Annotated in this window: 28 protein-coding genes and 1 tRNA gene; 3 read left to right on the top strand and 26 right to left on the bottom strand. The window is 65.6% G+C overall.

The window, feature by feature from the left end; all coding sequences use genetic code 11:
* Positions 1-19 precede the first annotated feature (19 nt).
* From QTH87_RS13555 to QTH87_RS13525, 7 genes are all read right to left on the bottom strand, one after another.
* A complete protein-coding gene (locus QTH87_RS13555; RefSeq protein WP_286609681.1) occupies positions 20-361 on the bottom strand; it encodes a hypothetical protein in 342 nt (113 codons plus the stop codon).
* Between the two features lie 99 nt (positions 362-460).
* Positions 461-1885, bottom strand: a complete 1425-nt coding sequence (locus tag QTH87_RS13550; protein ID WP_286609680.1) for a sulfatase family protein — start codon at positions 1883-1885, stop codon at positions 461-463.
* 10 nt (positions 1886-1895) lie between these two features.
* On the bottom strand, positions 1896-2990 hold the full coding sequence (locus tag QTH87_RS13545) for a Gfo/Idh/MocA family protein (RefSeq protein ID WP_286609678.1): 1095 nt from the start codon (positions 2988-2990) through the stop codon (positions 1896-1898).
* Positions 2987-4039 (bottom strand): aliphatic sulfonate ABC transporter substrate-binding protein, encoded by a 1053-nt coding sequence (locus tag QTH87_RS13540; RefSeq protein ID WP_286609677.1) that lies wholly within the window; start codon positions 4037-4039, stop codon positions 2987-2989. Before QTH87_RS13540 ends, QTH87_RS13545 begins: the two co-directional genes overlap by 4 nt.
* A 13-nt stretch (positions 4040-4052) precedes the next feature.
* Positions 4053-4853: an ABC transporter ATP-binding protein gene (locus QTH87_RS13535; protein ID WP_286609675.1), complete on the bottom strand. Its 801-nt coding sequence runs from the start codon at positions 4851-4853 to the stop codon at positions 4053-4055.
* Positions 4850-5689: an ABC transporter permease gene (locus tag QTH87_RS13530; RefSeq protein ID WP_286609673.1), complete on the bottom strand. Its 840-nt coding sequence runs from the start codon at positions 5687-5689 to the stop codon at positions 4850-4852. Before QTH87_RS13530 ends, QTH87_RS13535 begins: the two co-directional genes overlap by 4 nt.
* Before the next feature lie 56 nt (positions 5690-5745).
* A complete protein-coding gene (locus QTH87_RS13525; protein WP_286609671.1) occupies positions 5746-6888 on the bottom strand; it encodes an ROK family transcriptional regulator in 1143 nt (380 codons plus the stop codon).
* A gap of 147 nt (positions 6889-7035) precedes the next feature.
* Here QTH87_RS13525 and QTH87_RS13520 point away from each other — a divergent pair, with 147 nt between their 5' ends.
* A complete protein-coding gene (locus QTH87_RS13520; RefSeq protein WP_286609669.1) occupies positions 7036-7608 on the top strand; it encodes a hypothetical protein in 573 nt (190 codons plus the stop codon).
* 43 nt (positions 7609-7651) lie between these two features.
* Here the strand turns inward: QTH87_RS13520 and QTH87_RS13515 are convergent, their stop codons facing one another.
* A complete protein-coding gene (locus QTH87_RS13515) occupies positions 7652-7813 on the bottom strand; it encodes a hypothetical protein (RefSeq protein ID WP_286609667.1) in 162 nt (53 codons plus the stop codon).
* Positions 7814-8013: 200 nt separating this feature from the next.
* On the opposite strand from QTH87_RS13515, the gene QTH87_RS13510 reads away from it, so the two are divergent.
* A tRNA-Asn gene (locus QTH87_RS13510) sits at positions 8014-8089 on the top strand.
* 185 nt (positions 8090-8274) lie between these two features.
* Here the strand turns inward: QTH87_RS13510 and QTH87_RS13505 are convergent.
* Complete coding sequence (locus QTH87_RS13505; protein ID WP_286609666.1) at positions 8275-8502, bottom strand: hypothetical protein; 228 nt, start codon at positions 8500-8502, stop codon at positions 8275-8277.
* A gap of 7 nt (positions 8503-8509) precedes the next feature.
* On the opposite strand from QTH87_RS13505, the gene QTH87_RS13500 reads away from it, so the two are divergent.
* Entirely contained in the window at positions 8510-8653 is a 144-nt protein-coding gene (locus QTH87_RS13500) for a DUF3606 domain-containing protein (RefSeq protein ID WP_286609663.1), read from the top strand.
* A gap of 53 nt (positions 8654-8706) precedes the next feature.
* Here the strand turns inward: QTH87_RS13500 and QTH87_RS13495 are convergent, their stop codons facing one another.
* From QTH87_RS13495 to QTH87_RS13415, 17 genes are all read right to left on the bottom strand, one after another.
* Complete coding sequence (locus QTH87_RS13495; protein WP_286609659.1) at positions 8707-9450, bottom strand: hypothetical protein; 744 nt, start codon at positions 9448-9450, stop codon at positions 8707-8709.
* A 37-nt stretch (positions 9451-9487) separates the two neighbouring features.
* Positions 9488-10162 carry a hypothetical protein gene (locus QTH87_RS13490; RefSeq protein WP_286609658.1) on the bottom strand — a complete coding sequence of 225 codons (675 nt, stop codon included), beginning with the start codon at positions 10160-10162 and terminating at the stop codon, positions 9488-9490.
* A gap of 49 nt (positions 10163-10211) precedes the next feature.
* Entirely contained in the window at positions 10212-10733 is a 522-nt protein-coding gene (locus QTH87_RS13485) for a hypothetical protein (RefSeq protein WP_286609656.1), read from the bottom strand.
* 21 nt (positions 10734-10754) lie between these two features.
* Positions 10755-11576, bottom strand: coding sequence for a hypothetical protein (locus QTH87_RS13480; protein ID WP_286609654.1), 822 nt, complete (start codon positions 11574-11576; stop codon positions 10755-10757).
* 354 nt (positions 11577-11930) lie between these two features.
* The gene (locus QTH87_RS13475) at positions 11931-12413 is read right to left on the bottom strand and encodes a hypothetical protein (protein WP_286609652.1); all 483 of its coding nucleotides are present in this window, start codon (positions 12411-12413) and stop codon (positions 11931-11933) included.
* A complete protein-coding gene (locus QTH87_RS13470) occupies positions 12407-13573 on the bottom strand; it encodes a hypothetical protein (protein WP_286609650.1) in 1167 nt (388 codons plus the stop codon). The genes QTH87_RS13475 and QTH87_RS13470 overlap by 7 nt, the downstream gene beginning before the upstream one ends.
* Positions 13570-13809: a hypothetical protein gene (locus QTH87_RS13465; RefSeq protein ID WP_286609648.1), complete on the bottom strand. Its 240-nt coding sequence runs from the start codon at positions 13807-13809 to the stop codon at positions 13570-13572. Before QTH87_RS13465 ends, QTH87_RS13470 begins: the two co-directional genes overlap by 4 nt.
* 158 nt (positions 13810-13967) lie before the next feature.
* Entirely contained in the window at positions 13968-15035 is a 1068-nt protein-coding gene (locus QTH87_RS13460) for a PIN domain-containing protein (protein ID WP_286609646.1), read from the bottom strand.
* 325 nt (positions 15036-15360) lie between these two features.
* The gene (locus QTH87_RS13455; RefSeq protein WP_286609645.1) at positions 15361-15720 is read right to left on the bottom strand and encodes a hypothetical protein; all 360 of its coding nucleotides are present in this window, start codon (positions 15718-15720) and stop codon (positions 15361-15363) included.
* Positions 15717-16829 carry a phage replication initiator YdaU family protein gene (locus QTH87_RS13450; RefSeq protein WP_286609643.1) on the bottom strand — a complete coding sequence of 371 codons (1113 nt, stop codon included), beginning with the start codon at positions 16827-16829 and terminating at the stop codon, positions 15717-15719. The genes QTH87_RS13455 and QTH87_RS13450 overlap by 4 nt, the downstream gene beginning before the upstream one ends.
* Positions 16826-17038: a hypothetical protein gene (locus tag QTH87_RS13445; protein ID WP_286609641.1), complete on the bottom strand. Its 213-nt coding sequence runs from the start codon at positions 17036-17038 to the stop codon at positions 16826-16828. The genes QTH87_RS13450 and QTH87_RS13445 overlap by 4 nt, the downstream gene beginning before the upstream one ends.
* Before the next feature lie 148 nt (positions 17039-17186).
* Positions 17187-17585, bottom strand: a complete 399-nt coding sequence (locus tag QTH87_RS13440; RefSeq protein WP_286609639.1) for a MerR family transcriptional regulator — start codon at positions 17583-17585, stop codon at positions 17187-17189.
* A gap of 200 nt (positions 17586-17785) precedes the next feature.
* Entirely contained in the window at positions 17786-19135 is a 1350-nt protein-coding gene (locus tag QTH87_RS13435; RefSeq protein WP_286609637.1) for a site-specific integrase, read from the bottom strand.
* A gap of 351 nt (positions 19136-19486) precedes the next feature.
* On the bottom strand, positions 19487-20407 hold the full coding sequence (locus QTH87_RS13430) for a thiamine phosphate synthase (RefSeq protein WP_286609635.1): 921 nt from the start codon (positions 20405-20407) through the stop codon (positions 19487-19489).
* A 13-nt stretch (positions 20408-20420) separates the two neighbouring features.
* Positions 20421-21242, bottom strand: a complete 822-nt coding sequence (locus QTH87_RS13425; RefSeq protein WP_286609633.1) for a thiazole synthase — start codon at positions 21240-21242, stop codon at positions 20421-20423.
* A 35-nt stretch (positions 21243-21277) separates the two neighbouring features.
* Entirely contained in the window at positions 21278-21475 is a 198-nt protein-coding gene (gene thiS, locus QTH87_RS13420; RefSeq protein WP_286609631.1) for a sulfur carrier protein ThiS, read from the bottom strand.
* Positions 21472-22593: an FAD-dependent oxidoreductase gene (locus tag QTH87_RS13415; protein WP_286610395.1), complete on the bottom strand. Its 1122-nt coding sequence runs from the start codon at positions 22591-22593 to the stop codon at positions 21472-21474. Before QTH87_RS13415 ends, thiS begins: the two co-directional genes overlap by 4 nt.
* Positions 22594-22642 lie beyond the last annotated feature (49 nt).

Below are 22642 nucleotides of genomic sequence, written 5' to 3'. Positions count from 1 at the left end.
TGCGAACGAACCGAAGGCGTCAGTACTTGATGGTCACGCCGGCCTTGACGCCCTTGTTCTCCTTGCCGTCGGAGAACACGCCCGCCGAGTAGGAGAGGTCGCCCGCGGTGCTGCCGCCCAGCGAGTAGGTCGGGCGTGTGCCGCTGGTGTCGACGCCGATGTAGCGGCCGCTGCCGTCCGGCTTCTGCACGCCGACGGTGGCGCCGTTGGTATCGGCCGACTTCTCGGTCGGCGCGACCTTGGGCGCCACGTAGAGGCTGCCGCCGTCGTCGGTCTTCAGGGGAAGCTTGGGCTCTTCTTCCGCGAACGCCGGTGCGGCGGCCGCCAGGCCGATCACGAGGCTGATGAGGATCCTGTGCATCGCTGCACCCTAACACGCAGCGCGACACGTGCAAGTAGTCCCGCGGCGGTGCGGCGCGCGGGGCTTCGTCCGACAGCGAAGTCGAAGGGCGAGGCGGTGTCAGACCGCCTCGGGGCGCGCCTGGCTCGGGTGCGGCTCATCGCCCAGGGCCTGCTGCGCGCGCCAGAGCCTGATCTGCAGCGCCGAGCGCACGGCGCGGTATTCGGGGGCATGGAAAACGTTGCGCAGCTCGTCGGGGTCGGCCTCGAGGTCGTAGAGCTCCCACTCGCCGGGGTACGTGAAGCCCCCGGTGCCCGGGATGCCCATGCCGTCGTTGTAGAAGTAGATGAGCTTGTAGCGCGTGTCGCGCCAGCCGTAGTGGGCCGGCGCCTTGTGGAAGACGTCGTCGTGCTCCCAGTAGCGGTAGTACATGCCCTCGGCCGGCGGCGAAGTCGGCTTGCCCACCAGGTCGCCCGCGAAGCTGCGGCCCTGCATGCGCGGATGGCTCTCGACGCCCGCGAACTCGAGCAGCGTCTGCGCGTAGTCGACGTTGGTCACGATGCCGTCGTGCACCTGGCCGGCCGCCACCTTGCGCGGATAGGACATCAGCAGCGGCATGCGCAGCGACTGCTCGTACATGAAGCGCTTGTCGAACCAGCCGTGGTCGCCGAGGAAGAAGCCTTGGTCCGAGGCATACAGCAGCACCGTGTCGTCGAAGTCGCCGCGCGCGCGCAGCCAGTCGATGACGCGGCCCACGTTGTCGTCGACCGCGGCCACGCATCTCAGGTAGTCCTCCATGTAGCGCTGGTACTTCCAGAGCGCCTCGTCCTCGTAGCTCAGGCCCTCGGGCGGGTTCTGCTTGAGGTCCTCGGCGCTCAGGTGCTCGGCGATGCGCATCGCGGCGCGGCGGGCCGACGAGCTGCGGGTGGCGTAGTCGTCGTCCCAGGTGCGCGGCAGCGGGATCGGGTCCTTGTAGAGCTCGGCATGGCGCGGATGCGGCTGCCACGGGCGGTGCGGCGCCTTGTGCCAGATCAGGATGGCCCAGGGATCATCGCCCTCGAGGCCTTCGACCCAGGCCAGCGACAGATCGGTGATCAGGTCGGTGGCATAGCCCTCGACCGTGCGCAGGCCGTCTGCGCTCAGGAAGCGCGGGTCGTGGTACTCCCCTTGCTCGATGAGCACGTCCCAGTAGTCGAAGCCTTGCGGATCGTGCCCCGGGCCGTCGCCCATGTGCCACTTGCCGACCATCGCGGTGCGGTAGCCGGCGGCCTTGAGCTGCGAGATGAAGGTGGTCTGGCTGGCGTCGATCGGCGTCACCAGCGTCGACACGCCGTTGACATGGCTGTAGGTGCCGGTCAGCAGGCTGGCCCGGCTCGGCGTGCAGAGCGAGTTGGTCGCGAAGCAGTTGTCGAAGCGCACGCCATGCGCGGCCAGTTCGTCGATGCGCGGCGTGCTGTTCACCGCCGAGCCGTAGGCCCCGATGGCATGGGAGGCGTGGTCGTCGGTCAGGATGAAGACGATGTTGGGGCGACGTTGCGCAGGCATGGCCGGTTTCTCAGGTGGACTCGGTAGCGGAATGGGGAAGGGCGTCGAGGCCCGAGAGATCGATGCGCTCCCAGGTGCGCGACTGCATCGAGCGGTAGGCGGCATCGATCACGGCGTTGTCGATCAGGCCATCATCGAGCGTCTGGCGCGGGGTCGTGCCGGCCGCGAAGCATTCGATGAAATGCGCCAGCTCGCCGTGATAGCCGTAGACCCAGGGTTCCTGGGCCACCGGCGTGATCCAGCCCGTGGCCGCGCCGGCCTTCTCGACCACATAACCTGCGTCGCGGCCCGCAAAGGCATGGACGCCCGTGGAGCCGGTCTCGTCGGTGCCGATCCAGCCGTGGCTGCCGTGGATCTCGTTGCGCACGTCGAGCCCGGCCATGTGGGTCCAGCCGGCCTCGATCTGCGCGATGCGGCCGTCGGCGAAGCGCACGATCGCGACCGCGTTGTCCTCGGAAGTGACGTCCTCGCGGTGCAGGCGGTCGCCCCAGGCCATGACCTCGAGCGGCGGATTGTCGGGCCCCAGGAACCAGCGTCCGATGGCCACGCAGTGGCAGCCCAGCCCGCGCAGCGGACCGCCGCCCATGCGCTCGGCCACGCGCGCATGCGCATGCGGATGGCCATGCGCCTCGCGCGCGCGCACCGACAGGACGCGGCCGATGGCGCCGCTGTCGGCCAGCTGCTTGGCCTTGACCAGGCCCGGCGCGAAGACCTCGGTCTCGGCATAGCCGTGCCAGACGCCGGCTTCGCGCACGAACTGCAGGATCGCGGTGGCCTCGGCCGCGTTGCGGCCCAGCGGCTTGGTGCACACGAGGGCCTTGCGCGCGGCCGCGATCTGGCGCACCACGTCCAGGTGCAGGTCGTGCGGCAGCGCCACCAGCACCAGGTCGACGTCGGCCCGGTCCACCGCCTCGGCCACCGACGTCGCCACCTCGGGCACGCCGTAGCGTTCGGCCAGGGCGCGGCCCTTCTCGGCCGAACGCGCCATCAGCACCACCACCTCGTGGCCGCGCACGTACTGCAGCGCGCGCAGGTAGAAGTCGGCCACGAAGCCGGCGCCGAGGATCGCGATGCGCACCGGCGGACGCTTCGGCGCCAGGCTCACTTGCGGCTCTCCATGGCCTTGTTGAAGAGATCGGTGTTGATGAAGGCGTCGGGCGCCGCCGGCGTCTTGATGCGGCCGAGCTTGACGAACAGCTCCTGCATCGTCACGAAGCGCTGGCGCGTCGCGCCGCTCTTGTTGTCGGCCAGGATCTGGCTCGACGGGAACCATTCGAGAGCGTCGACCTGACCCTGCAGCTGCGCTGCCGGAGCGCCCGATGCGGCCGAAGCCCAGGCCACCACTTCCTTCGGATTCTTGAGCCGGTAGTCGTTCACCTGCTGCCAGACCTCGAGGAAGCGCTGCACCGCCTCGGGCTTGCTGGCCAGCGCCTGCTTGGAAGCCACCCAGGCGCCAATGAACTCGGTCTTGGGAAAGTCCTTGTTGTTGGCGATCACCACCGTGTTCGGCAGGCGCTCGCGGATCTGGTTCGCCAAGGGCGAGAAGATCGCGGCCACGTCGATCTGGCCCGCGACGAAGGCCGACACCACGTTGGGCGGATCGAGCGGGATGCGCTGGATGTCCTTCATGGTCATGCCCGCCGCCTCGAGCGCGAGCGTGAGGATCATCTCGCCCGAGCCGCCGTCAGGCACGCCGACCTTCTTGCCGCGCATGTCCTGCACGCTCCTGATGCCGCTGTCGGGGCGCGCCAGCAGGAAGTCGCCGAAGGTCTTCTCGTTGGGCGTGATGAGCACCGCCTGGCCCGAGGCCGGCATCCAGATCGCGCCGCCGCCCACGTAGCCGATGTCGAGCGAGCCCGCGGCCATGGCCTGGATCTGGGTCGGTCCGTTGGTGAAGGGGATCAGCTTGACGTCGATGCCGCTCTTGGCCCAGAGGTCGAGCTTGTTGGCGGCCGCGATCACGCCGACGCCATTGATGCTGGTGTCGATGTAGCCCACGGTGAGGCTCACGCGCGGCCGTGCCGCCGCCTGAGCGTGCGCCCGGCTCGTCGGCGCGAGCCAGGCCGCGCTGCCGGCCAGTGTGGCCGCACCGGCCATGGCGCAGCGCGCCAGCACGGCCCGGCGGTCCGGGCGTTGGATGGTCTCGTTCTTCATGGCGGTTGTCTCCTCAGGGTGTGTGAACGGGGTGGCTCTTGTGGTGCACGCCGCGCCAGACGCGGGCGCGGATCTCGGCGAACTCGGGCGACAGCCGCAGCTCGTCGTTGCGCGGATAGGGCAGGGGCACGTCGATGATTTCGCTGATGCGGCCCGGGCGCGGGCTCATCACGACCACGCGGCTGGCGAGGTACACCGCCTCGTCGACGTCGTGGGTGATGAAGACCACCGTCTTGCGCTCCTGCTCCCAGGTCGCGAGCAGGTCGTCCTGCATCTGCACGCGCGTGAGCGCGTCGAGCGCGCCGAAGGGCTCGTCCATCAGCAGCAGCGAAGGGTTGACCGCGTAGGCGCGTGCGATCGCGCAGCGCTGCTTCATGCCGCCCGACAGCTCCTTGGGCAGCGCGTGGCCGAAGTCCTGCAGCCCGACGAGCCGGAGGTAGTGGCGTGCGCGCTCGTGTCGCTCGGCCTTGCCGAGGCCCTGCAGGCGCAGCCCGAACTCGACGTTCTGCTGTGCGGTGAGCCAGGGGAACAGCGCGTACTGCTGGAAGATCACGCCGCGGTCCGGGCCCGGGCCGGTGACGGCGCGGCCGTCGACCAGCACCTCGCCCGAACTTGGCATCAGGAGGCCGCCGATGAGATTCAGCATGGTCGACTTGCCGCAGCCCGAGGGCCCGACCAGCGTGATGAACTCGCCGCGCGCGATGTCGAGGCTCACGCGATCGAGGCTGACCGTGCGGCCGCGCTCCGTGACGTAGACCTTGGAGGCGTTGCGCACCGAGATGGCGGCGCTCGCCGGAGTGGCAACGGCGTTCATCCGCGCACCTCCTGCCAGGAGGTCAGTCGTCGCTCGGCCCACAGCAGCAAGCGGTCCATCACGAAGCCGAGCAGGCCGATCATGATGATGCCGACCACGATCCGGTCGGTCTGCAGGAACTGGGTGGCGACCTGCATCATGCGGCCCAGGCCGGTCGGCGCTGCGATGAGTTCCGAGGCCACCAGCGTCGCCCACGCCGAGCCGAGCGCCACGCGCATGCCGACGAAGATGAAGGGCGTGGAGGCCGGCACCACGACACGGCGGAAGATCGTGAAGTCGTCGGCGCCGAGCACGCGCGCGGCGTTGACCAGCGTGTTGTCGACATTGCGCACGCCCTGGTAGGTGGCGAGCACGCACGCCAGGAACGAGGCCAGGAAGATCACGAACACCTTGGCGTCCTCGCCGATGCCGAGGATCACGATCACCAGCGGGATCAGCGCCAGTGGCGGCACGGTGCGCATGAACTGCACCCAGGGTTCGACCAGCCCGCGCGCCAGCCGGTACCAGCCCATCAGGAAGCCGGCCGGAATGGCGAGCGCGACGCCGAGCACGAAGCCGGTCAGCACGCGGCCCAGGCTCGCGGCGGCGTTGGCGAACAGGCTGCCGTCGAGCGCCAGTTCCCAGGCTGCGATCGCGACCTGCACCGGGCTCGGCACCAGCGCGTTGCCCGAGCGCGCGGCCGCCAGCCACCACAGCCCGAGGCCCAGCGCGAGCGTCGTCAGATAGAGCCACAGCATCGATGCCGGACGCCGTGGCCCGTCGGTGGTCGCGTGAGAGTCCGCGGCCGTGTCCAACTCGACCATCGCGGCGGCGGGATCCAGGGTCGATGGCGTCATGGACTGCTCCATGCGCAGGTCGACAGGGCAGGAGTGAGAGGCATCGGGGTCTCCGTTCAGGCGTAGAAGAAGCGATCGAGCGCCACCGCGGCCGCACCCGCAAGGCCGACGTCCGCGCCGAGGCGGGAACGCTCCATGCGGATCGACATGCGGATCGCGGGAAAGGCGCCGCGCCAGGACGCCTGCACGATCTGTTCGAGGAGCTCGTCGGGAATGTCCGCGAGCGCACCGCCCAGCAGCACGAGTTCGGGATTGAGCAGGGTCGTGAGGGCGCTGAGGCCCATCGCCAGCGGGTTCACGATAGCGTCCAGCGCGCGCGCTGCGTCGCGGCGCGTGCGCGCGGCAGTCCAGAGGGCTGTGAGGGCGTTGGGCTGGGGATCGATGTCCAGCCGTTCGAGCGTGGCCCGCAGCGCCGCTTCCGAGAGCACCGTCTCGACGCAGCCGCGGCCGCCGCAGACGCAGGCCGCGCCGTCGCGGATCACCGGCAGGTGGCCGAGCTCGATGGCGCCGTGCACGCCGCCCGAGAACGGCTGTCCCTCCACCACCAGGCCGGCGCCGAGGCCGGTGCGCAGGTAGACGAAGGCCACGCTCGCGATGCCCTTGCCCTGGCCGAAGCGCACCTCGGCCAGCGCCATCGATCGCACGTTGTGCTCCACGGTGACCGGCAGCCCGGTGAGCTTCTCCAGCATCTCGGCCACCGCGATGTCCTGCCAGTGCAGGTTGATCGAGATCAGCAGCCGACGGCCCGCGGCATCGACCGGCCCCGGAACCGCGACACCGATGCCGAGCAGGGCGCCGCGGTCGATCGCGGCGCTGGCGCAGAGGCGGTCGAGCGCGCGGGCAATCAGCTGCAGCACCTTGTCGGCGGGCTTGTCGACCGCGTAGCTGAACTGGTCGCTCGCGCGGCATCGGCCCATGGCATCGAACAGGCCGAGCTGCACGATCCCGATGCCGAGCTGGATCGCGCCCACGCAGCAGGACTCCGACAGGATGTGCAGCGTGTTCGCCGGCCGGCCGGCGCCGTTGGCCGCGGCCGCCTGGCCTTCGGCGACGACCTGGTCGGCCTCGAGTTCGTTCACCACCCGCGTGATGGTGGTCGCCGACAAGGCCAGCCGCCGCGCGATCTCGGCCCGGGGCATCGGGCCCTGGTCGCGGAGCATGGCCAGCACCTGGCCGCGGGTGGTTCGAGGGTCGGTCACGCGTCTGGATTAATTTATTTCTCTAGGTGAGAAATTAATCGAGACGGGCTTCGATGCCCATAGGTAGACACCCGAAGAGCGCAGGCGCCCGAAGGCTCCCGCTGTGGCACGATTCGAGCCCCTGCATCCCATTGACACAAGGCGCGCATGGCAAAGAGCCAGGAAGAGAAACAGTTCATCCAACTCGCCGGGGAGTTCGGCGTTGCGTCGGAACTCTTCCGAAGACGGATTCAGGCTTCGATCACCTACGGCAACAGCAAGAGCACCGACGTCGTCGTCATTTCAGGCTCTGGCAGTCGCGCGGCGCGTGTGGAGGTCAAGTCGGCCGTGATCGACGAATGGATCGTCGGCGCGCAGGCGCTCAACGCAGCGCCTCATGTCGTCTGGGTATTCGTGCATCTGCCGGAACCGACCAAGGCCTTCTCCCGCGCGGAGCTTGCGGAGGTGGGCAAGGCTGCACCCAAGTATCACGTGGTGGCGTCGGCCCAGGTGAAGAGGCTCTACGAAGAGAAAGTCAGGGCGCGCGACGCCGGCATTGCCGCCAGGATCGAGGCTGCCGAGATGGCGGGAATCATTGATGCCCAAGGTGCATCGGAGGACTCGGAGGAGCCCGCTGCGGGATCGACGACGAAACCGAAGGGGCTGGCACCCATCGTGTTCCATCGCCACGACGTCGACGGCGGCTTCAACGAATGGGAACTCGTACGCGCCGCGTTGTAAGTGCCAAGGCCCGGGCACGCCTTGGCGGCAGGCCGTCGGACCATCAGGCGCGCAGGTCGACCCTTCGCCACGCCTCGAAGACATCCAGCTGAGTGGCCGCGGTCGTGTGCGTGGGAACGAGATCGGGGTCGTGTTCTTGGTGCTCGCTCATGTGCTCTTCGTTGTCCGGCAGTGCGGGTGCCTCGCCGATGAAAGGGGCGCTCATTCTGGACCCATCGTCGGCGGGGCATCGCGGCGCGACAGAAAGGCGCGGATCGCACCCTCGTGTGATCTGCGAGAATCGCGGCTGTGCTTCGACACGGTGCTGCCGCGTCGAGGCCATCGAAGAAAAACTTCGAAAACTTTGTCCTCGGAAACGCGTTGGTCAGGAAGCCCCAAAAAACCACGCTATAATCTGAGGCTTGTTCCTCGATAGCTCAGTTGGTAGAGCGCCGGACTGTTAATCCGTAGGTCCCTGGTTCGAGCCCAGGTCGAGGAGCCACTATAAGCCTTACAGGCACTAAAGAGCTTGCTACTAATTTGGTAGCAGGCTCTTTTTCTTTGCCCGCTCGTGTCCACTTTGGTGTCCACGTTTTGACGTTTCCACCCGCTGCCCTCGGCTGACGCTACTTTACTGGTCGATGCTTTCAGGGCGTCACGGTCACCGTCGCAGCGAGGTGAGCATGCTCAGGACAGCCCTACGATCAACGCCTGAATGCAGGCCTCGGCCTCCTCGCGCGTGTAGAACTCGTTGATGACCTCGCCCTCGTGTTCGTCATTCTCGGCGTCAGGCTCGGTGGTATCGAGAAACACTACGTAGGTCTTCAGGGGACCGTCGTTGTATTCCTCGATGTGGTAGTGGCGCGGGGCGCCAATTTCTTTCTCCATGGCGCGCAGGATACCCGCGCCGGGCATACCACCAATGGTCGCAATCGCTCAGGTTTCTCCTGACCCCGCCAACTGGATGCTGACCTTCGGCTGCTCCGAGGCCGAGCTGCAGCTCGCGGTTCGCGACGTAGGCGACCGCGTCGAGGACGTGCGTGCGCGGCTCAGTCAGAGAAAGTGATTATGCGCGCCGACCACCCTGGGCGCTGGTCGCGGCCTAGTTGGTGCTCGTCGCTAGGCGTTGCTGGCGGCGGCTGCGGCTGCGCCCTCATCGTCGATCAACGGCGTGGTCAGCGGCACCGCCGACCAAAGACGATCGCGAATAAGCCTTTCTAGCTCCCGGTAGATGGCCTCGCCGTCGGTTGCCAAAACCTCGTGCTTGGTGAAATTTCGCTGCCCCTCGTCATGCATCTCCAAATGGATATTGAACTCGGCAAGCGCTGCGTTCACCATGACCTCTAGGGCGTCGAAAAGCTGGCGAATGTTGGGCAGCATGAAGATCGCTTTGCGATCGATGAATACGACCAGTGCTTGCCGTGCCGCCCTGCCTTTTCGAAGGCCGATCCAATCCATAGCCTTGCGGTTGTAAGTCGTCCGGTCCGCTGCAACGTCGATCGCAGTGATTTCTTGCTTTTGCCACTGCGCAAGTTCTGACGATTCGATAAAGGCCGCTGCCTGCCCGGCGCTCATGCTCTCAAAATGATGGACGCCACGGGTCCGCCCTGTAAGGCCGCGCACGCGCCAGTAGGCCTCATGAAGCACGGCCCACCCTTCACTAAGGGCGTCGAATTCTTGCGCGTTCAACTTGCGCGCCCGGTCTAACTCGCGATCTATCGAACTTTGAAGGTGACGCAGCGCGCGCTCGTGACGCTGTTCAAGCCGCTTAAGTTTTTCATCGAACTTGCCGTCTAGCCATTTGCTCGAAAGGTGCTTGAACACCTGCCAAATGGCAGTGAGCGCCAGGATGATCACGGCCACCCAACCGCCAAGCTTTGCGAGTACATCTGCGAACACTTCACCCTCCGACACTAGATTGCCCTGAAGCCGACGACGGCACGTGTGTGGCAGGTCCCTCGGCCTGCAGCAGCGCGACTCGCACGAACCCATCGGGCGGCGCCGTCATCTGCACCATGAACGCAGTCTGGTTGCCAAACAGCATGATGAAGTGCTCTTGCAGCAGGCCTCGGATCAGCGTCGTCCATTGCGGTGGCGTGAACATTAGATCGATCACAGCGCCGCTCTCGTACTTGAAAGGCTGAAAGGCATGGATCAGGTCCGAGCACTTGTCGTAGAGCACTTCGAGGTCTGCGCGGCTTGCCTTCGGGTCGTCGTTCATGGGCGCGTGGTGTGCACCCTCGGCGGTGGTCGTGATCTTGGTGCTGATCGGAAAGAAGGCCGGGTGAATGGTCTCTAGCTTCTTCAGAATCTTGCCGATCTTCCAATGCGATGCGAAGTCGGGATAGACCTCGCGGTACTTGTCCTGATGCGCGACCATGCTGCTGAAGACGATCAGTTCGACGACCTTGCGAAGGTGCACCGCAATCTGTTCCCACGTGAACAGCCACTCGGGGGGCTGGTCGACGTTGTCCATTTGCAGCGTGCGCGCGTGGAGCGTGTCGACCGCGTCGAGCCGCAGGTTGATTTCGGTCATAGCGCTGGCGTAGCGACTCAGCGCCGCCTGCGTCGGCACGGTCGAAGGTGGCATTCTTTTATTCATCCAACATCGGAATCAGGCCGACTCAACCGACGGAGATGCCTTTGCCCACCATGCATTTGTTGAAAGCATAGAGGGCCGGCATCTCGCCTTGATAGCGAACATTGTTTTGCACGCGGCCTGTGATCGCGTTGTAGTAGGCATCGAAGCCCTTGGTCATCGCGCCGTCCGAATATTGGGGCGGTGGTACTGCACGACCGACCTGCACGCAGGCTTCGATAGCAGCCTTCAAGATGGCAACCTCTTGCGGCCCCAACGGTTCAGGTGGTGACGGCGTGGCTGGTGCCTTCGTCGCTTTCGCTTGCGCGGCCTGCGCGGCTTCTACGGCGGCAATGCGGTCGTACATGCCGATGACCTGACTTCGAAGTGCATCGGCTTCCTTGCGCGAGTCCGCAAGCGATTTCTTGAGCGAGTCGATTTCTTCCTTGTTGCTCGCCGACTGCGCCGTGAGTTCGTCGACTGCCTTCAGCTTTTCGCAACCGGTCAGCAGCACCGCCAAACCTAGCGCGACAGGTGTCGCCAATTTGATGCTCAGAGGGCCATTCATACTTTTGCTCCTAGCTAAGGTCTACTCGTCCGGGTCGAAGGTGTCTTCGTCGTAGACCTTCAGAATCGTGTAGACCTTGGGCACGCCCTGAATCGTCTGCACGCTCACGTCGACGATGTACGCGAGCAGGTGCCACGGCTTTTCGAATCGCTTGTCGCCTTCGAGCATGGCCTTGCGGTCCGCGTTGTTCTCGAAGATGACCTTGACGGGCGACTTGCTGATGCTTTCGATCACTGCCTTGTTTCCCGTCGGGGAGTCCTCGTCGAAGCGGGTCTGATACCAGACCATTGCGCGCTTCCGGTGCACGTTGTCCGACGGCTCGTCCAAGGCTGCGAGTTCGCGCTTGATCGAGTTCTGCGCGGCGTTCGCTTCGGCTGATGACACGATGTATTGGGTGATCACGACACCGCCCTCGACATGACCGAACGTCATCTGCGAGCCTGCATCCTTCGCGACCGGCTCCAAGATGTTGTTCCACTGCTTGAGGTCTTGCTTGCTCAAGTCCTTGGGCTTGTCCTTCAGCTTCCCGCTCAGCCACAGAAGGACATCCTTAGCGTAGTTGATCCACTCGCTGACCGACCCACCGGCCCACAGCAACGGCACCACCGGCATAGCCTGCGCGACGAGGTCGAAGATGATCGAGCCGGACCGAACATCCTTCACAAAGAGCTCAGCGCCCACGCCGTGCTGATCTGTCGTCTCGTTCTCGATGAACCGTTCGAACTGCTGCCCGACGCCGAGCAGTGCAAGCGTGAGGTCGGTCAAGATGACCGGACGCTTATTGTTGATCGTGACCTCTAGCTTGTTGCTGAAGTCCATTTCGAGGATCGGTTCTTCTGCCATGTGACAGAGCGTAACCGCGAACCTCCAGCCTGCTAACGGGGGGAACCACCCGCCAGGACGGCGGCGCTGCGCCGACGCAACGCTTCGGGCGGGGTAGTGCACCCTCGCGCGCCGATCGCGTCCCAGGCGGCCGATCCGGGACCGCCGGCTGTCAGCTCAAGACTCCGCCAGCCAGCCGCGCGACAGCGTCCATCGGCCTGTCCACGAAGGCCCCCGGCCCCTTCAGCAATTCCAGCGCGAGCGGGTTCGTTGCCGTGGCGCTCAGCAGTACCAGGAGGATGCGCGGACGCAGCTCGTTTGGTTGCTGTAACGGCTCGCCTGCGCAAAGCATCGGACTAATCTCGGATTTCGCATTCAGCCCAGCAGGACGCGGTCGGCGGCCGCCAGGGATGCTGCTGCACGCCCGAGGACGCCAGCGATGCGGCCGGTCGGCTTGCGGCCCATCCGCGATTCGAGCGCGACGATGCGCGCGTCGCGCTGCTTCAGGGCCGTCGCAATCACTTCGACATCGGCAGCGGTCAGCGTCAGCCAGTCCGGGGCTTCGCGCTGGCGGAGCGCCTCGCCGATGGCGTCACCGATGACGTTGATAGCTGACATCGTCAACCCGGTGCGCTGGCGGGCGGCCGGCCCGGGGGCGCCATGCGCGGCGATGTGACGCGCGATGTCGGGACGACTCATCGAGATGCGCTCGACACGGCCGGTGCGCCGGTCCCGGACCTCGAAGGCGCCGTCGCGCACCGCGATGTCGGGGCCGCCCGGCTTAGAGGCCGGGTTTCCGGCCTTTTGACTCGACGAGGGCGAAAGGTCGCGGGTGAGGTAGGCGAGCGCGGTCACCACGCGACCCCGGTGATGGTCTGCACCGCGCCGGGCCGAAGCACGGCCCAGTCGGTTTGCCAAACGCCCTTCAGCGCGGTCACATTGGTTTGAAACAAGCTGCGCACCGGGGCGGCGGTGATGGCGCCGGCACCCGACGATCCCGTCGCCAGGGGCAGCACCGTCGCGCCGGTTTTCTCATCGGCATTCGGCGCGCCGTCATCCTCGTGCAGCGTGGCCTCGGTCGACGACTCGAAGGTCGGCACATCAGCAGCAAAGCCGATGGCGTTCCCGTCGAGCAGAAAGACCACGTCGGGCGGTACCGTGAGCGACGAGATGACCGGCAGGCCGAGGAAGGTGGCGCGAAGGCGAAGCTCGTCGGACAGCGTCAGCAGCGACGCGGCGAGGTCGGCGTGCATGACCCAGCTGACGCGCGAGGCGATGCCGCCGAGCCCGCGCGCGTGCAGCTGCGTGAGGCGGCCTCGCATGTCGCTCACGATGTCTTCGAGCGTCGCGCCCGATGACGCGGCAGTGTCGGCAGGGTCGATGCCGTTTTGAATCCCTGCCGGGCGGATAGCGTCGCGAGGCACCGCATCGAAAAATGCGGTATCAAGCGCGCCGGCCGTGTCGCTGACCATGCCCGTGCGAATCAAGCGCTGCAGAACAGCGTCAGAGGCCGCGAGGATCGCTTCAGCGCTGCAGGTGGCAATGACCCCCATCGAGCGGCCTTCGAGCGCCTGCAGGGCCAGCGTGGCGCCTGCGACGCGGATCGGTGCGGCTTCGGCGCGAAATGCTGCGGCGAGCGTGCGCGTTGTCCGATACGGCACCTTGACGATGCCGCCGTCGAGGTCGAAACGTGCGAGCGGCAGTCGAGCGACGACGCCGCCTTCGTCGCCGAGCAGGTCGACCCAATCGAGCACGGTCTGCGGCGCCAGCTCGGCCGCCCAGGCTGGGGCCGTGGTCGTCGCGGGACCCTGCACAGCACGCGCCACGAAGCCGACGACGGTTTTCAAGGCCTCGCCCTGCTCGTGGTCGCCGAGCGCGGACAGTGCCGAGGCAACCCCGCGATTGCGAGCGCCGCAGCGCGTGATGATGGCGACCGCTTCGAGCAGCGCGGCGCGGGTGGCGTGGGCTTCGCGAACCTGGGCCGGACCGGGGCGCAGGTCGGTCAGGACGGCGCTCATTGCGGCCCCCGACGGCAAAGGGCCATGACTTTGAGCATCGAGCCTTCGGCCGCTAGGCCGGTAGACGCTTTGGTCGCGAGCCGCGCCGCTTCCTGCTTGGCGAGCGTCTCCCGCAGTTGCCGACCCAGCTCGGTAAGGGGCGCGTTGGGGTCACGGGGTTCGGCGAGCCTTGCCCTCAGCAGTTCGCCGAGGGTGGGGGAGGTGTCGCAGCGCGGAGTGTCGGCGGTCGATGTCATCGGCAGTCCCTCAAGCTAGAGAAACGTGCCGGGTTTAAATCGAACGAATCGAACACCGTCGCACAGATGAGCACAGCATAAACAGTGCGCGAAAAATTGCAAGATTCCTGTTAAATCTCCAAGACTGCAGCCCAGCCGAATGACCAATCCGATAGTCCTTAGTAATAACTTTCTGTTTCTTCGACGGCTATCTCAATTCCACTTCCCAGATTTGGCACTTGGACAATCATGTCCGTGATGACAAATTTGTTTTCTTGGACCTCAAAGAACATCTCAATTTCTACCGACACATCGAGGGACGAACTCTCTTCCCGACGGGACTTTCCGGCGGCGTACATCCGGTCCTCTTCTCTATCATAGTATCCGTTGATGAAATCTGGCCCTTCAACAACGACTTCATAGTGGACAGCAACGTCGAATGAGACGAGGCACGTTTCATCATCCATAGAAATAATGTCGGGGTCGAAGTTGTCGACACCGATTACCGTATGCGAGTGGACCTCGGCGTCATCCCAAGTTGAAACGTTGTAGAACTCCGCCCGCTCTACTTCATCTGCAATTTCTTTTCGAATTTGCTCATCGTGGATTGCCAGATAGCTTTTGATCGCCGTAGCACGCTCTTCATCGTGACTGTTATACAAGTCCAACAGACTAGCCAAATCCTCGATAAGCAAGAATCTCTTGTTTTCCGCGCAGAACGCCATAAGGTCAGAGTCTTCGGAAACAACGTAGCATTCCTCATCGTTTTTGAGATTGGCCTCGATCGCCAGCATGCTGAAAGCATCGGGAAACTCGTCTTTTTTCTTGCCTTCCTGAAAAGGAGCCTCGTGCTGGAAATATCTGCGGAACACCTCGTTAGCATCTACCTTTGAGAGGTCGAGAACTGTCGCATTACTGTCATCGATAAATTCCTGAAAAACATCTTGCGCATGTGACTGAACACTAGCTTGATCGTACGCGGCAAAGAATCCGGCAATTACAGGATTAGTGGAGGTTTCCAGCATTTTTGCCTTGCGCCTGAAATCCATGACACGACCCAGGCCTTCCTTGATCGCATCGTGAATTTTATTTTTCACTTCTTGAACGGAGATCGTCGTCATCAAGTGATTGAATTCGTCATCACCCGCAGCATCTGCAAATGCGCGTATCGCCTTTGAGCGAAAATCTAGGCCTGCCTTCACGAACGACTGAGTATCTATGAAGACATTTCGGGTCTGTAAAGCCAATTTCGCCTCTTTTGATTTATATAGTTTCGTTGCGACACTTGCGCTGAGAGAGTAGCACAACGGCGTTTCTCGCCGACTCGCGGGAAAGGCGATGGTCGGACGGCGTTAGCGTCGATCAGGCGTCCATCAGGGGGCAACGGTGGGGAGGGCTAGGAGCTTTATATAGCCGGCGAATAGCTGGGGCCAGCCAATAAGATCGCGATAGAAAAAGTATGCCCGTCAGCACTGCTCGGTCGGCAGGCACTCGACTCTTTTCAGATATAGCCCCCCGAACCTGGCACTCGCCCCCTCGAGCGGCGACGCGGCTCGGCCAACCCGAACATGGTCAAGGCTGGCGCGTCCCGTGGCCGTCGTCGTGCGTTGGAATCCCGCACGCCCCGAAGACCCGGGCATCGGTGACGCCGGCCTCGTCGAGAGCCTTGCCCATGGCCTCGACGATCTGCTGACGCCAGTGCCACACGGCTTTCGTGTTTGGCAGGTAGGGGGCGCCCGCCATCAGGTAGGCACCGCCGAGGCCATGAATGCGCCAGTACGGCGGCAGAGGTCCACCGGTCGAGGCCTCGAAGTGACGAGCTCCTAGGTCAGGTGAGTCGGCCTTCGCGCGTTCAACGGCGCGCACGAGCCGGGTATGGGGCAGGCCCAGGCGCAGGGCCAGGGAAAGGGTCGTGGTCATGTAAGGCGTCATGGTGTCCTCTCCTTCGCATTGCTTTGATTGCGCGGCATCCTGTCGCGGCCACCGTCGAAAAACCAGCGCACGGCATCACGACACTCCTGAACGGTGTAGGAGTGGTCACCGTTGCTCATCGCATCGTTAATTGCGTCGTACTTGGCATCCTCTTCGGGCGTGTACTCACGGACCGGCTTTGGTCCCGATGTCTGAGGGCGCGCGAGCCCGGCCGAGAATGCTGCTGCACGGAAATCTTTCGTGAGCCACTCGGCCTTCAGGCCCTGCGACCCGCGCGTGACCCATTCGCACAAGAACGCATCGAGCGACATGCCGGCTTTCTCGGCTTCGGCCCGAGCGCCTTTCACGACCGTTGCGGTGATCGGCGCCCGCTTGCTCTTGCGCAGCGCCTGCCAGTCGTCCCACGTCTGCCGGTCGACGTCCTCGGGCATGGGTACCGCCTTGCTGACGGTCTTCGGCTTCCGATCCCGATCGCGATCCCCTTCGAAGTCGAGGCGGGAAGGAAGCGCGCGCCCCGCTGCCGTCGACGCACTCATGAGGTCTCGCGCGGGCACTTGCGCGGGCGCGTGCGCGCTCGCGTGCGCTCCCCCTTGGCTGTTCTTATCGGCTGTTCTGGCAGATTGGGTGCACTCCACTGCACTTTGATTGACGCTGTATTGCACTTTGACTGTCGGAAACTGCACCTTGCCGTCGCGCTCTTTGGCCTCGGAAAGTGCAGTGGGCTGCACTTTCGAAAGTGCAGTGGGCTGCACTTTGTTCGTGTCATCGAGGTGCTCAGACTCAGCGGCATCCGGGTCAGCCGGCAAGCCCTCAGACACCGTCGGCTGCTGCTCGATGACATCGAAGTTGATGCGGTAGCGGTTGGTGCCAGCCAAGCCGCGTTTGCTCTCGATGTCGATCTCGCCCGAGGCCTTCAGCTTGCCGAGCGAATACTTCGCCTGCCTCAAGCCGATGCGGGCCTCACGGGCCAGGGTCGCGACTGCGGGGTAAGAGTAGCCGTGCACGTCACTGTGACTGAAGAGCGCGTAAAGCAAGAGCAGCTCGCTGCCCCTATGGGCCGAGCGGTCGCGGATGATGCGCAGTCGACGAAACGGCCTGCTATCGCTCATGAGCGATCGCTCCCGACCCGGTCAACCCAGGCACTCAGCTCGGCCAGCGAGCCAAGCGCCTTCGTGAGGTTCCAGCGCGACGCGATCCAGCACGGTTGACCGCGATCCGTGGTGCTGCGATGCACGGCAATGCCGCGCAGCGCGGCGCGCGCACACAGGGCCGATTCCCACTTCAGGTCGACAGCGGCGTCGTCGTGGTTCGTATGCATACGGTCTTCCCTTCGAGGTTGACCAGCGCGCAGGCGATGGGGGCTTTCGGTCTCACCGCGACGTGATGTAAGGTGTCGGCACCTTCCCGGGTGCGACCGATCAGTCGCGAGAGACCCCGCCCAGCCTGCAGCGCTGGCGCGGGGTTTTTTAGTTGGGCTGGTTGACGCTGGGCGCCGAACCGCGGCGGGCCTTGCGCGGGACGTGGCGGCTGATACCGCCGATAGGTTCCGGCAGCTGGCCCACATCGCCCGAGTGCGACGCATTGGCCTTCAGTCCAGCGCTCTTGCGAAAGTTGCTTGCCAGCCCGTGCGCATCTTGCTCAGCGGCTGCAACCTCAAGCGCCTCTTGGCACTCGCGGATCGCGCGACCCGTGGCCCTGCGCGAGCGGCCGACCATGAAGGTGCGAAGGCGGCCGGACTTAATGAGGCCGTAGATGCTCGGTTTGCTCAGCGCGAAAACGCTCATGAGCGCGGAAATATCGAAGACCCGAAGGTCGTCGTCGCCGAGCCGCTGCGGCTCGCGTGTGGTCTTGAGGGTGGCTGCCATGAGGGCTCCCGACTAGAAACGGTCAACAAGTTGCCCTCACGCCCTGGGGAGTGCGAAGGGGTCTTGTCGATGCGGCTACTTGTCGAACTCTCGGGATACTTGCAAAAGCAGTGGTCGGGGCTCTTACGTCATGGCACGGACGTTCAAGATAGTAAGCTCGAGGAAAAGCCGTGTAAATGATTTTTTGCTTGGCGCCCAAGCTACGCGCGGCGAGCCGGCAGCGACACGACCTTGCCGGCAGACGCATTGAGCAGCTTGTCCAGCACCGCCAGAGCTGCGCGCTTCTCGCGCTCGAATTCATAGGCGTTGTAGTTGCGTTGCTGAACGCCCTGCCGGCCATGGCTCAGTAGGTGTCCCCGATGTTCCTCGCTGACGCCTGCACGCGCGAGAGCGGTCTCCACGGCGCTGCGAACGCGCTTCAGGGTAAAGCCCGCGAGCCCCGCCTCGGCCGCAATCGCTTGGGCTGCGCGGCGCGCGAAATTGTGATCGGGGACGCTCTTGCCGTCCGACGATAGCGCGAATTCGCCGGCCGTATTGCGGCAGGCGGCCAGCGCCGCCAGCGCGTTTTTTGTCAGTGGAACGAGATGCTTGCGCGCAGGCTGACCCGGTCGGCCCTTGCCATCGAACAATGCAATGTGATCGCCATCGATGTCAGCATTTCTCAGTCGCGCCAGTTGCTGCACGCGCTGACCACCAGTCGCGACGTGCAGCCGCAGCAGGGCCGCGATGCGGGTGTCGGTCGCCTTCAGTGCGCGCCAATAGGCTTGCAGCTCGCGCAGGGCAAGGGGATTCTTGTCCGCCTTGTTAGCGCCTGCCGGGGGCTTGGTGCTTGCGACCGGGTTCGTGCTGATGTCGAACGCGGTAAAGGCACTGGATGTCGTCGCGGTCATCGGAGCGTCGATGGCGCGGCGGTAGGCTGCGCCGACGTAGCTGCGCAGCTTTGCAGCCGTCCGCAATTTGTCGTTTTCCACGAGGGTGCGCTGTAGAGCGACGATGTCAGCCGGGCTCACATCGCGCGCCGGCTTGCCCGCAATTTCAGGGTGCGCCGCGTCAACGTGCATCTTGAAGATGCCTTCGGCATCCGCCCATGAAGTGCGTTCCAGTTTCTTTTGATCGGTGACGTAGGCCGCCAAAAGCTTCGAGAGCGTGTGATCTGAAGCGGCGGCCTGCTTCGCCTTCTGTTGCTGTCGCCGCTCGCGCGCTGCTCGCTCGATTGCCGGGCGTCCGCCTTGATCGCGCGTCTGATGGTGCTGCGCGGCCATCTGCTCAGCTCGGCGCTGAGCAGCCAGGACGCTAAAGCCGCTGTCTGCAGTCGGCTCGACCGACCGCACAGGCGCGGCCGGATCGTAGACCCCGACCAAGGGCCGGCCCTCGACACGCTCGCCATCGACATCGATCGTGTAACGCCACTTAAAGACGACTTGCCCGCTGGCCTCGCGGCGCGCGATCAGCGCGCCGACGGGAAGGATTTTCATCAGCTTGGCAGTTTTGCCGGGTTGCAGGTTTTGGATGGCTCTGATGTGGTCAGTGGGGGTCGTAGCGGTCGCCATGTTCGGTAGTCCGTAGGGTCGAGGGGGCCTTTCGTGTCCACTTCCGTGTCCACTTTCGGCCGTGTCCACAGTTTACTCCTACGGACTAATATTTACAGTTTCTCCAATGAAAATGGCCTATTCTTGGTCACGTTTCCACACCTTCAGAAAGTCATTGCACGGCCTGTTAATCCGTAGGTCCCTGGTTCGAGCCCAGGTCGAGGAGCCAGAACAAGAAGCCCGTTGACGACAGCAAGTTGCTGCGGGCAGAAGAAGCCAAGATCGTTCCCCGCGAACCGTCTTGGCTTTTTTTATTGGCGGTGTCCTTGCACAGCGCACAAGGCGCTGTCGACAGAGCCACGCCGGAGCGCGTCAGCGCCCGCAGATCGCCATCAACCGCGCCGCCGCCGCCTCGGGATCCGGATCGGAGACGATCGCGCGCACTACTGCGATCGATCCGACGCCGGTCGCTGCCACCTCGGGCATGCGCTGCTCGTCGATGCCGCCGATGCCGACCTGCGGATAGCCGTGCATCAGCTTCGCGTAGGCCGCGAGGCGCGCCACGCCTTGCGGCGCGGTCGCCATGCGCTTGAGCGTGGTCGGGTAGACCGCACCCATCGCGATGTAGCTCGGGCTCGCGCGGTCGGCGCGCAGCATCTCGGCGTAGCCGTGCGTGCTGACGCCGAGCCGCATGCCCGAGGCGCGGATCGCCTGCAGCTGCGCCGGCGACAGCGCATCCAGGTCTTCCTGGCCGAGGTGCAGGCCGTACGCGCCGGCGTCGATCGCCTGCTGCCAGTGGTCGTTGATGAAGAGCAGTGAATCGGTGCCGCGCACGGCCTCGACCGCCGCCACCACCTCGCGCTCGATCGCCTGCGCATCGTCGGACTTGAAGCGCAGCTGCACGGTGGGCACGCCCGCACCTGCCATGCGGCCCACCCATTGCGCATCGGGCAGCACGGCGTAGAGGCCGAGCGCGGTCGGGCAGCGCGGGAAGGCATCCTCGCGCGCGGTGGGCGGGAAGGGGCGCAAGCCGAAATCGACCGGGTTCGCGGGCCAGGCGCGGGCATCGAAACCGCCCGTGCGTTCGGTTTGCGCGCACCATGCGCGCGCCAGGCACTCGGCGTCGATGTCGATGAAGCCCAGCGCGGCGCAGCCCTGCTTCACGCCGCGGTGAAGCGGATCGTCATTGCCGTCGAACGAGACGCGGGCATCGGACACCTGCCCGAATCGCGAGGCATGCACTTCGACGATGGCCGTGGCGATGGCGCCGGAATCGAGGGTGGCGGTGTTCATGGATGCAGGGCCCTCATTGCGAAGCCGCGTGGTGCCAGAACGGCGTGCCGAGCACCGGCGTGCTGGGCTGTGCGGATTGCTGCGCTGCCATGGCGCCGGCGCGATGCGCGGCGCGTCCCGCCTGCACGGCATCGGCGAAGGCACCGGCCATCGCGACCGGGTCTTCCGCGAGAGCGACCGCGGTGTTGAGCAGCACGCCGTCGTAGCCCCACTCCATCACCTGACAGGCATGCGAGGGCAGGCCGAGGCCGGCGTCGACCAGCAGCGGCACCTTGAGCCGTTCTCGCAGCACCTGCAGCGCGTAGGGGTTGACCGGCCCGCGACCGGTGCCGATTGGCGCCGCCCACGGCATCACGGCCTGGCAGCCGACGTCGACCAACCGCTGGCACAGCACCAGGTCCTCGGTGCAGTAGGGCAGCACCTGGAAGCCGTCGCGGATCAGCTGCGATGCGGCATCCACCAGGTTCAGCGTGTCGGGCTGCAGCGTGTAGTCGTCGCCGATCAGCTCGAGCTTGATCCAGGGCGTGTCGAAGAGCTCGCGCGCCATCTGCGCGGTGGCGATGACCTCCTGAACGCTGTGGCAGCCCGCGGTGTTGGGCAGCACCGGCACGTCGAGCCGGCGCAGCAGCTCCCAGAAGCCGTTGTCGGGGCCTGCGCCCCCGGGGCTCGCGGTCTGGCGCCGCAGCGAGGCCGTGAGCATCGCCGGTCGCGCGCGCTGCACCGCGGCCTCGAGCAGGTCGGGCGAGGGATAGCGCGCGGTGCCCAGCAGCAGCCGGCTCTGGAAGCTCTGGCCGTAGAGAACCATCGGATCGGTCGTGGATGCGGTTGCGTTCATGGTCGGTGTTCCATTTCCTTTGTCTCCGTCCGTCGTCAGCCGCCGGTGACGGGGCGGATCACTTCGATGCGGTCGTCGGTCTGCAGCCGGCGATCGGCGTAGCCCGAGCGCGGCACGAACTCGCGGTTGATCGCGACCGCGAACGGCGGCCTGGCTTCGATCAGCGCCAGCGCCTCGGCGAGCGTGGTGTCGGCCGGCAGTGTGCGCGGGATGTCGTTGATGAGCACGTTCATGCCGTCGCCTCCCGTTGCGATGCGAGCCCGAGGCGCTCGGCCAGCGCGCTTTTCTTGCCGGCGAGCAGTTCCATCGCGACATCGAGCAGTGCCGGCGCGATCATGAAGCCGTGGCGGTAGAGCCCGTTGATCTGCCACACGTGCGGGCGCAGCTCGCGCACGGCGGGCAGGTTGTCGGGCAGCGTGGGGCGGCACTGGGTCGCGATCTCGACGATGCGGGCCTCGGCGAAGCCGCTGTGCACCGCGTAGGCGGCGCTCAGCAGCTCGAGCGTGGAGCGCACGCTGGCGGGCGACATGTCGTCGGATTCGATCTCGGTGGCGCCGATGACGAACAGGTGATCGGGCTTGGGCGCGATGTAGATCGGGTAGCGCGGATGCACGAGCCGCGTGGGACGGGTCAGCGCCACCTCGGGCGCATGCACGCGAATCACCTCGCCGCGCACGCCGCGCAGTGCTGGCCACTGGGGCCTCGCGCCGAGGCCTCGGCAGTCGATGACGCGATCGGGTTGGCCCGCGGTGCCGGGCGCGAAGTCGTCGATGCTGCGCGGCGAATGCCAGTGCAGCCGCATCAGCGCGGCCGGCAGGGACTGCAGCGTGGCGAGCAGCGAGCCCAGCAGCCCGCGGTTGTCGAGCTGGCCTTCGCCGGGCAGCAGCAGGCCGCGCGCAAAGCGCTGGCCCAGGGCCGGTTCGATGGCCTCGATGCCGGCGCCGTCGAGCGGGCGCATCGCCGGCAGCTCGGGCACGGCGTCGCCGGTGCGCGCCAGCACGCGCTCGAGCCGCGCGGCCTCGGCCGCATCCTGACGGTGCCACAGCACCAGCGTGCCTTCGCGCTGGAAGAACACGGGCTCGGCGAGCTCGGCGATCAGGGCCGGCCAGCGGTCGAGCGCGTGATGCCCCATGCGCACCACCGAGGCCGGCGCGACGGCCGACTCGGCCAGCGGTGCCAGCATCGCGGCCGCGACGCGGGCGGCCGCGCCTTCGGCGTCGGGCCCGGCGGCGTCGTAGAGGTCGACCGAGCAGCCTGAACGCGCCAGCGCGAGAGCGATCAGCCGGCCCATGAGTCCGGCGCCGAGCACCGCCGCGGAGCGGAACGGAAGATCGGTGCGCAGGGCGTTCATCGCGGCTTCAGGCACGGGCGCGCCGCGGGCGTCGTGCGCGTGGTCGATA

The sequence above is a fragment of the Variovorax jilinensis genome, assembly GCF_030316885.1.
Taxonomy (GTDB): Bacteria; Pseudomonadota; Gammaproteobacteria; order Burkholderiales; family Burkholderiaceae_C; genus Variovorax; species Variovorax jilinensis.
Note: the sequence above shows the minus strand (reverse complement) of the source record. Positions and strands in the feature narration are given on the sequence as shown.

What these genes read in the sequence shown, in the direction of transcription:
- QTH87_RS13555 (WP_286609681.1), bottom strand. Translation starts at nt 361, where the DNA reads ATGCACAGGATCCTCATCAGCCTCGTGATCGGCCTGGCGGCCGCCGCA.
- QTH87_RS13550 (WP_286609680.1), bottom strand. Translation starts at nt 1,885, where the DNA reads ATGCCTGCGCAACGTCGCCCCAACATCGTCTTCATCCTGACCGACGAC.
- QTH87_RS13540 (WP_286609677.1), bottom strand. Translation starts at nt 4,039, where the DNA reads ATGAAGAACGAGACCATCCAACGCCCGGACCGCCGGGCCGTGCTGGCG.
- QTH87_RS13535 (WP_286609675.1), bottom strand. Translation starts at nt 4,853, where the DNA reads ATGAACGCCGTTGCCACTCCGGCGAGCGCCGCCATCTCGGTGCGCAAC.
- QTH87_RS13530 (WP_286609673.1), bottom strand. Translation starts at nt 5,689, where the DNA reads ATGACGCCATCGACCCTGGATCCCGCCGCCGCGATGGTCGAGTTGGAC.
- QTH87_RS13520 (WP_286609669.1), top strand. Translation starts at nt 7,036, where the DNA reads ATGGCAAAGAGCCAGGAAGAGAAACAGTTCATCCAACTCGCCGGGGAG.
- QTH87_RS13515 (WP_286609667.1), bottom strand. Translation starts at nt 7,813, where the DNA reads ATGAGCGCCCCTTTCATCGGCGAGGCACCCGCACTGCCGGACAACGAA.
- QTH87_RS13505 (WP_286609666.1), bottom strand. Translation starts at nt 8,502, where the DNA reads ATGCCCGGCGCGGGTATCCTGCGCGCCATGGAGAAAGAAATTGGCGCC.
- QTH87_RS13500 (WP_286609663.1), top strand. Translation starts at nt 8,510, where the DNA reads ATGGTCGCAATCGCTCAGGTTTCTCCTGACCCCGCCAACTGGATGCTG.
- QTH87_RS13485 (WP_286609656.1), bottom strand. Translation starts at nt 10,733, where the DNA reads ATGAATGGCCCTCTGAGCATCAAATTGGCGACACCTGTCGCGCTAGGT.
- QTH87_RS13480 (WP_286609654.1), bottom strand. Translation starts at nt 11,576, where the DNA reads ATGGCAGAAGAACCGATCCTCGAAATGGACTTCAGCAACAAGCTAGAG.
- QTH87_RS13470 (WP_286609650.1), bottom strand. Translation starts at nt 13,573, where the DNA reads ATGAGCGCCGTCCTGACCGACCTGCGCCCCGGTCCGGCCCAGGTTCGC.
- QTH87_RS13465 (WP_286609648.1), bottom strand. Translation starts at nt 13,809, where the DNA reads ATGACATCGACCGCCGACACTCCGCGCTGCGACACCTCCCCCACCCTC.
- QTH87_RS13455 (WP_286609645.1), bottom strand. Translation starts at nt 15,720, where the DNA reads ATGACGCCTTACATGACCACGACCCTTTCCCTGGCCCTGCGCCTGGGC.
- QTH87_RS13450 (WP_286609643.1), bottom strand. Translation starts at nt 16,829, where the DNA reads ATGAGCGATAGCAGGCCGTTTCGTCGACTGCGCATCATCCGCGACCGC.
- QTH87_RS13445 (WP_286609641.1), bottom strand. Translation starts at nt 17,038, where the DNA reads ATGCATACGAACCACGACGACGCCGCTGTCGACCTGAAGTGGGAATCG.
- QTH87_RS13440 (WP_286609639.1), bottom strand. Translation starts at nt 17,585, where the DNA reads ATGGCAGCCACCCTCAAGACCACACGCGAGCCGCAGCGGCTCGGCGAC.
- QTH87_RS13435 (WP_286609637.1), bottom strand. Translation starts at nt 19,135, where the DNA reads ATGGCGACCGCTACGACCCCCACTGACCACATCAGAGCCATCCAAAAC.
- QTH87_RS13430 (WP_286609635.1), bottom strand. Translation starts at nt 20,407, where the DNA reads ATGAACACCGCCACCCTCGATTCCGGCGCCATCGCCACGGCCATCGTC.
- QTH87_RS13425 (WP_286609633.1), bottom strand. Translation starts at nt 21,242, where the DNA reads ATGAACGCAACCGCATCCACGACCGATCCGATGGTTCTCTACGGCCAG.
- thiS (WP_286609631.1), bottom strand. Translation starts at nt 21,475, where the DNA reads ATGAACGTGCTCATCAACGACATCCCGCGCACACTGCCGGCCGACACC.
- QTH87_RS13415 (WP_286610395.1), bottom strand. Translation starts at nt 22,593, where the DNA reads ATGAACGCCCTGCGCACCGATCTTCCGTTCCGCTCCGCGGCGGTGCTC.